This window comes from Caenispirillum bisanense (assembly GCF_039523075.1).
Lineage (GTDB): Bacteria > Pseudomonadota > Alphaproteobacteria > Rhodospirillales > Rhodospirillaceae > Caenispirillum > Caenispirillum bisanense.
In genome coordinates, this window is the sequence record NZ_BAAAEP010000102.1 from 1 (window position 1) to 5,609 (window position 5,609).

General features: G+C 65.6%; 5 protein-coding genes. 1 reads left to right on the top strand and 4 read right to left on the bottom strand.

Features of this window, described 5'->3' with window-relative positions:
* Window positions 1-82: 82 nt before the first annotated feature.
* Window positions 83-1,254 (top strand): IS3 family transposase gene (locus tag ABD056_RS22370; protein WP_425545076.1). Its coding sequence is split into 2 segments (ribosomal slippage): window positions 83-347 and window positions 347-1,254, totalling 1,173 coding nucleotides; the frame shifts between segments, so codons are not numbered across the junction.
* 139 nt (window positions 1,255-1,393) lie between these two features.
* Here ABD056_RS22370 and ABD056_RS22375 read toward each other — a convergent pair.
* Genes ABD056_RS22375 through ABD056_RS22390 form a run of 4 tightly spaced genes read right to left on the bottom strand, consistent with a single transcriptional unit; the run spans window position 1,394 to window position 5,400 of the window.
* The gene (locus tag ABD056_RS22375) at window positions 1,394-2,695 is read right to left on the bottom strand and encodes a nucleotide sugar dehydrogenase (RefSeq protein WP_343870464.1); all 1,302 of its coding nucleotides are present in this window, start codon (window positions 2,693-2,695) and stop codon (window positions 1,394-1,396) included.
* A 44-nt stretch (window positions 2,696-2,739) separates the two neighbouring features.
* Window positions 2,740-3,867 carry a DegT/DnrJ/EryC1/StrS family aminotransferase gene (locus tag ABD056_RS22380; RefSeq protein ID WP_343870466.1) on the bottom strand — a complete coding sequence of 376 codons (1,128 nt, stop codon included), beginning with the start codon at window positions 3,865-3,867 and terminating at the stop codon, window positions 2,740-2,742.
* Window positions 3,860-4,444: an acyltransferase gene (locus ABD056_RS22385; protein ID WP_343870468.1), complete on the bottom strand. Its 585-nt coding sequence runs from the start codon at window positions 4,442-4,444 to the stop codon at window positions 3,860-3,862. Before ABD056_RS22385 ends, ABD056_RS22380 begins: the two co-directional genes overlap by 8 nt.
* A gap of 5 nt (window positions 4,445-4,449) precedes the next feature.
* On the bottom strand, window positions 4,450-5,400 hold the full coding sequence (locus ABD056_RS22390; protein WP_343870470.1) for a Gfo/Idh/MocA family protein: 951 nt from the start codon (window positions 5,398-5,400) through the stop codon (window positions 4,450-4,452).
* Window positions 5,401-5,609: the final 209 nt, after the last annotated feature.

The window sequence follows — 5,609 nt, forward strand, 5'->3', positions numbered from 1 at the left end:
ACGGTAACCGAGAATTTTCTCACCTCAAGTGGTCCAGGAAAGCGGGAGGAGGTCACCATCCCAGCAACAGGGGGAACTCACCATGAAGCGCACCAGGTTCAAGGAAGAGCAGATCATCGCCATCCTGAAGGAGGCGGAGGCTGGCGAGATGCCGGCCCACGCGGTCTGCCGGAAGCACGGCATCAGCGAGCAGACCTTCTACCGCTGGAAATCGAAGTTCGGCGGCATGGAGGTCTCCGACGCCAAACGCCTGAAGGCGATGGAGGAGGAGAACCGGCGCCTGAAGACGCTGGTGGCCGACCTGACGCTGGACAACTCGGCGCTGAAGGAACTTCTGACAAAAAAGTTCTGAGGTCCGCGCAGCGCCGGGCTGCAAGCGCGTGGCTGATGGCCGAGCAGGGCCTCAGCCAGCGCCGCGCCTGTCGCCTCGTGGGCCTGAGCCGCACCGTGGCGCGCTACGCCTCGCGCCGCCCGCCCGACACGGCCGTACGATGCCGGCTGCGGGAGTTGGCGGGGCAGCACAAGCGCTATGGCTATCTCCGCCTGCATGTCCTGCTGCGGCGGGAGGACCTCGTCGTCAACGCCAAGCGCACCTACCGCCTGTACAAGGAGGAAGGCTTGACCGTCCGAACCAAGAAACGGCGCCGCCTGCCGGGGCGGGAGCGTGTGCCGCTGGCCGTGCCGGAACGGCGGAACCAGCGATGGTCCCTCGACTTCGTCAGCGACAGCCTGTGCTCGGGGCGCCGCTTCCGCGTCCTCAACATCGTCGATGACTACAGCCGGGAGAGCCCGGGGCAGCTCGTCGATGTGTCGATCTCCGGCGACCGCCTAGCGCGCTTTCTCGACCAACTGGCCGGCTTCCACGGCCTGCCCGAGGAGATCGTCATGGACAACGGCCCGGAAATGACCAGCAAGGCGATGTTCCTGTGGTCGCTGAAGACCGGCGTCCGGCTGCGCTTCATCCAGCCGGGCAAGCCGATGCAGAACGGCTTCGTGGAATCCTTCAACGGCCGCTTCCGCGACGAATGCCTCAACGAGCATTGGTTCACCAGCCTGACCGAGGCCCGCCACATCATCGAAACCTGGCGGCGCCACTACAACGAGCAGCGCCCACACAGCGCTCTGGACTACGACACGCCGTCGAACTTCGCCCGACGGCCTGCTGGCCTCCGGTCGCCTACGGCTCCCTCCGTCCAGCAGACCGTCGCCAGTAGCGGCCGAAGCATGCTATCAACCGAAGCACTCACCCTCTGAATGGATCGGCTTCAGGGGGAAGGTCACGCGGGCGACCGTAATTACGGCTTCGGGCGATAGCCGCAGGACGGCGTAGCGCCGAGAGTAGCAAGAAAAAAGCAGAGCTTCGCGTTGCCAACGCTTATGGGGTGCTGTCGCGTCACAGGCGCCAGAGCGCGACTCCATCGGGCCGCGTCGCGCGGTCGAGAACGCCCTTCACGTCTGCCACCATGCCAGTCCCACCAGCGAGCAGAGGCGTCACGGCGTCCCAGCCGGCGGCGCGAAACTCCTTGTGCGAGACCGCCAGGACCACTGCATCGGCGGGCTTCAGGTCGCCAGGGACGACCAAGGTGACACCGTATTCCTCGTGCGCCTCGGCGGGGTCGGCCACCGGATCGCAGATCTGGACCTCGACGCCGAAGCCCTCGAGCTCGGCGACGATGTCGACGACCTTGGTGTTGCGGATGTCCGGCACGTCCTCCTTGAAGGTGAGGCCGAGCACGGTGACGATCGACTTGCCGTCGCGTCGGTTCTGCAGCAAGTGGCGGACCACCTCGCGGGCGACATGGGCACCCATGCCATCGTTGATTCGGCGGCCGGCGAGGATCACTTCCGGGTTGTAGCCGGCGCGCTGGGCGCGGTGCGTCAGGTAGTAGGGGTCGACGCCGATGCAGTGGCCGCCGACCAGGCCGGGCGTGAACGGTAGGAAGTTCCACTTGGTGCCGGCGGCATCGAGCACGTCGCGCGTGTCGATCCCGAGGCGGTGGAAGATCACCGACAGCTCGTTCATCAGGGCGATGTTGAGGTCGCGCTGCGTGTTCTCGATGACTTTTGCCGCCTCAGCGACCTTCAGCGTCGGCGCCTCGTGGATACCGGCCGCCACGACGCTGCCGTAGACCGCGGACACGATGCGCAACGTCGCCTCGTCCGAGCCCGAGACGACCTTCTTGATGGTCGTGAAACGATGCTGCTTGTCGCCCGGATTGATGCGCTCAGGGCTATAGCCTACTGTGAAGTCGACGCCAAAGCGCAGGCCGCTCTCGGCCTCCAACACCGGCACGCAGTCCTCTTCGGTGGCGCCGGGGTAGACGGTACTTTCATAGACAACGATATCGCCCTTCTTCAGCACCTTACCGACCGTGCGCGACGCGGCGATCAGCGGCCGTAGATCAGGCAGGCGGGCGTCGTTGATTGGTGTCGGCACGGTGACGATGTGGAAGTCGGCGGCGGCCAGGTCGGCCGGATCGTCCGTGAACCGCAGGCCGGCGCGACGCAGCTCTTCTGTTTCCACCTCGCCGGTGCGATCGTGATTCTCGCGCAGCTCGCGGATGCGGTTGGGGTTGATGTCAAAGGCGACCACCGGGCAGCCTGACAGGCCGAAGGCGACGGCGACCGGCAATCCGACGTAGCCGAGCCCGATTACGGAGACCTTGCGGGAGTGGGTGGGCATGTCGTTGACCATATGCGCCTCGAAGAGCTGCGTGTCGTTGTCGCGTAAGGATTGGGTCAGCCGGCGACGGCGCGGCGCACGGCGGCGATCACGCGGTCCTGGTCGGCCTCAGAAAGGTAGGGATGCATGGGCAGGCTGACGACGCGGCCAGCCAACTTCTCCGATACCGGACAGCCCTCTGGAGCCGCCGGCAGGTGGGCATAGCCCGTCTGCTTGTGCATGGGGATCGGGTAGTACACCTGCGTCGGCACACCCTCGGCCTTGCAGGCGGCCATCAGCGACGGTCGGTCATCGACGATTAGAGTGTACTGCGCCCAGGCCGAGAAAGCGCCGTCAACCAGCACCGGCGTTCGTGCCACATCGCTCAGAGCGCTGGTGTAGCGTGCGGCCACCCGCTGGCGGGCGTCCAGTTCGTCGGCGAAGATGGCCAGCTTCTCGATAAGAATGGCGGCCTGCAGGGTGTCCAGGCGGGCGTTCAGGCCAACGCGTACGTTGTCGTACTTATCGTCGCCTTTGCCGTGCACGCGGATGGACCGCAGCACGTCGGCGAGCGCATCGTCGTCGGTGAAGATGGCACCGCCATCGCCGTAGCATCCCAGCGGCTTGGCCGGGAAGAAGCTGGTCGCGGTGGCGTGCCCGAAGGTACCAACGGCCCGGTTGCCGAGGCGGCCGCCGAAGCCCTGGGCGGCATCGGCCAGCACCAGCAGGTCGTGGTGGGCGGCCGCGTCGCCGATGGCGTCGTACTCGGCCGGCTGCCCGAACAGGTCGACCGGGATTACGACGCGCGGCCGCAGGTCCAGGCGCCGCGCCTCCGCCACCGCCGCGCCCAGGCTGGCTACGTCGAGGTTAAAGGTGTCCGGTCGCACGTCGACGAAGACTGGCGTGGCCCCTACCAGCGCGACTGCCTCGGCCGTCGCGATGAAGGTGAAAGACGGCACGAAGACGGCATCGCCGGGGCCGACGCCCCAGGCCATCAGAACCATGACCAGCGCCTCGGTCCCATTGGCGCAGGTGATGGCATGGCGGGCGCCGCAGAACTCCGAGAGCTGGCGTTCGAGCGTCGCGACTTCCGGGCCCATGATGTACTGGCCGTGGTCTAGGACGCGGGCGATCGCCTTCTCGACGCGGTCGCCGAGACGGGCCTGCTGCGCCTTCAGGTCAATAAACGCGATGGGGTCACTCACTGGCGATCTCCTCCAGGCGGTCGGGCCCGACCAGCCGGTAACGGCGACCCTCGCGCGGGCACACCAAGTCGTCGCCCAGTCGCTCGCCGGCATGACTCATCCATCCGATGCGGCGGGCGGGGACGCCGACCATGAGGGCGAATGCGGGCACGTCGCGGGTGATCACCGAACCAGCGCCGATGAAGGCGTACTCGCCGATGGAGACGCCGCATACTATGGTGCAGTTGGCGCCGAGTGTGGCGCCGCGCTTGACCAGCGTGTCGCGGTATTCGCTCTTGCGCTCGATCTCGGCGCGCGGATTGTAAACGTTGGTGAAGACCATGCTGGGGCCGCAGAACACCCCGTCTTCCAGCGTCACGTTGTCGTAGACCGACACGTTGTTCTGGATCTTCACCTTGTCGCCGATCTTCACTTTGTTGCCGACGAAGACGTTCTGGCCGAGCGAGCAGCCTTCGCCGATCTCGGCACCGCCGCACACGTGGACCCAGTGCCAGACCCGGGTGCCCGCACCAATGCGGGCGCCGTCGTCGACGATGGCGGTGGGGTGAACAACGGCCGCTTGGTTCGCGTCGCTCATGCTGGTCAGCGGCCTTTCACGCGGGCGCAAAACGGATGGTAGTCGCCGGTCAGCCCGACCGGCCTCGCCTGGCGGATGTTGAACACCGTCTCAATGCAGGCACGCGCCTCTTCGAGGCCAAAGCCGCCGCCCGACAGAATGTCCTGGTAGCTGACAGTGTGCAGGTCGGTGAAGCCCTCGGAGAACTCGAGTTCCTCGTCGCCGATCATGATCGAACGATAGGTGCGCTTACCGGCGGCCTTCGCCTGTTCGGGCAGATAATCGGCGTTTATGGAGAGGAACCAGCGCACGCGCGCGCGGTCGTATTCGAGGTAGCCTGCGGCGACGTCCGCGTCGTGGATGTGCACCACGCTATGCTTCACGGGGCCGAACACCCAGCCCAGCATGTCGTAGAAGTGGACGCCGATGTTGGTCGCAACACCCCCCGACTTCTGCACGTCGCCCTTCCAGCTGGCATGGTACCAGTGCCCGCGCGAGGTCAGGTAGGTGAGGTCGACATCGAAGATCTTGTCCTTGGGCGCCGCCGCGACCTTCTCGCGCAGGGCCCGGATGGCCGGGTGCAGGCGCAGCTGCAGGATGTTGTAGATGCGGGTGTCGCTCTCGGCCTCGATCTCGGCCAGAGCATCGACGTTCCACGGGTTCAGCACCAGCGGCTTTTCGCAAATGGCGTGGGCCTGCGAGCGCAACGCGAAACGGATGTGGGCGTCGTGGAGGTAGTTCGGCGAACAGATAGCAACATAATCTACGCCTTGGCCGCGGCGGCGGAGCTTGTCGATGTGGCGGTCGAAGCGCTCGAACTCAGTGAAGAAGTCGGCATCGGGGAAGTAGCTGTCGATGATGCCGACGCTGTCGTTCGGATCGAAGGCCGCGACGAGATTGTTACCGGTCTCCTTTATAGCCTTCATGTGGCGCGGCGCAATGTAGCCCGCGGCGCCGATCTGAGTGAAGTTCTTCATTAGTCGCCCCAGGACATGTAAAACGTGGGCATGTGACAGCGGGCAGTTTCCCACTAAAAAACGCCCGCATCATATGTCGCTGACATAGCTACCGCAATCGGTATTTGACGCACCTGCGGAGGCGTAAGCGTCGCGCCCCGGCTACAGCGTAAGCGGGGCATATCGCCCACGGTGATCAGCCGTTGACGGCGGCTTTCCAGTTCCAGGGC

Excerpts from the sequence above, each read along its gene's own strand:
- ABD056_RS22375 (WP_343870464.1), bottom strand. The coding sequence starts at position 2,695 with ATGGTCAACGACATGCCCACCCACTCCCGCAAGGTCTCCGTAATCGGG.
- ABD056_RS22385 (WP_343870468.1), bottom strand. The coding sequence starts at position 4,444 with ATGAGCGACGCGAACCAAGCGGCCGTTGTTCACCCCACCGCCATCGTC.
- ABD056_RS22390 (WP_343870470.1), bottom strand. The coding sequence starts at position 5,400 with ATGAAGAACTTCACTCAGATCGGCGCCGCGGGCTACATTGCGCCGCGC.